A 992-nucleotide genomic window follows, 5' to 3' on the forward strand; every position below is an offset into this window, starting at 1 on the left:
GAAGAAAAAGCACGCGGCATCACCATCAACACCGCGCACGTCGAGTACGAAACGGAAAACCGTCACTACGCACACGTCGATTGCCCAGGCCATGCCGACTACATCAAGAACATGATTACCGGTGCTGCCCAGATGGACGGCGCGATCCTGGTGTGCTCGGCCGCTGACGGCCCAATGCCACAGACCCGCGAGCACATCCTGCTGGCGCGTCAGGTTGGTGTTCCATACATCATCGTGTTCCTGAACAAGTGCGACCTGGTCGACGACGCAGAACTGCTGGAACTGGTCGAAATGGAAGTCCGCGAACTCCTGTCGAAGTACGAGTTCCCAGGCGACGACCTGCCAATCATCAAAGGTTCGGCACGTATGGCGCTGGAAGGCCAGCCAGGCGAAATGGGCGAAGAGTGCATCACCCGTCTGGCCGAAGCCCTCGACACCTACATCCCGACGCCAGAGCGCGCAGTTGACGGCGCCTTCCTGATGCCAGTCGAAGACGTGTTCTCGATCTCGGGTCGTGGTACCGTCGTGACCGGTCGTGTCGAGCGCGGCATCATCAAGGTCGGCGAAGAAATCGAAATCGTCGGCATCATCGACACCGTCAAGACCACCTGCACCGGCGTGGAAATGTTCCGCAAGCTGCTGGACCAGGGTCAGGCTGGCGACAACGTCGGTCTGCTGCTGCGCGGCACCAAGCGTGAAGACGTCCAGCGTGGTCAGGTTCTGGCAAAGCCAGGCTCGATCAAGCCGCACAACCACTTCACCGGCGAGATCTACGTTCTGTCGAAAGATGAAGGCGGCCGTCACACCCCGTTCTTCAACAACTACCGTCCGCAGTTCTACTTCCGTACCACCGACGTGACCGGCTCGATCGAGCTGCCAGCGGACAAGGAAATGGTCATGCCAGGCGATAACGTGTCGATCACCGTCAAGCTGATCAACCCGATCGCGATGGAAGAAGGCCTGCGCTTCGCAATCCGCGAAGGCGGCCGTAC

At 59.8% G+C, this 992-nt stretch carries 1 protein-coding gene; it reads left to right on the forward strand.

Annotation, left to right across the window (positions count from 1 at the left end):
* A partial coding sequence (gene tuf / locus IFT60_RS26160; RefSeq protein WP_192057021.1) for an elongation factor Tu occupies positions 1-992 on the forward strand: 992 nt, incomplete at both ends.

It is taken from the genome of Massilia sp. CFBP 13721 (genome assembly GCF_014842025.1).
Classification (GTDB): domain Bacteria; phylum Pseudomonadota; class Gammaproteobacteria; order Burkholderiales; family Burkholderiaceae_D; genus Telluria.